This window comes from Pseudoduganella danionis, from assembly GCF_009720775.1.
Lineage (GTDB): Bacteria > Pseudomonadota > Gammaproteobacteria > Burkholderiales > Burkholderiaceae_D > Rugamonas > Rugamonas danionis.
On record NZ_WNKW01000053.1, the window covers coordinates 1 to 245 of the forward strand.

Sequence of the window (245 nt, forward strand, 5' to 3'; positions counted from 1 at the left end):
AAGTGCAGTAATGCATTAAGCTAACTGATACTAATTGCCCGTACGGCTTGTCCCTATAACCTTAGCAGGGTATAGGTAAGAAGACCGTTAAACGTTGTTGAGACAACTTCATTACCCCATTACTTACCGATTCCAGATTCTGAGCAACGTTCGTGTGAACGCGGCTCGTACAAGTCAAAGCTTGATGACCATAGCAAGTTGGTCCCACCCCTTCCCATCCCGAACAGGACCGTGAAACAACTCTG

The 245-nt window shown here is 46.5% G+C and carries 1 rRNA gene; it reads left to right on the forward strand.

The annotated features are described in order from the left end of the window. Positions 1-180: 180 nt before the first annotated feature. A 5S ribosomal RNA gene (gene rrf / locus GM655_RS23390) occupies positions 181-245 on the forward strand; the annotation flags it as partial.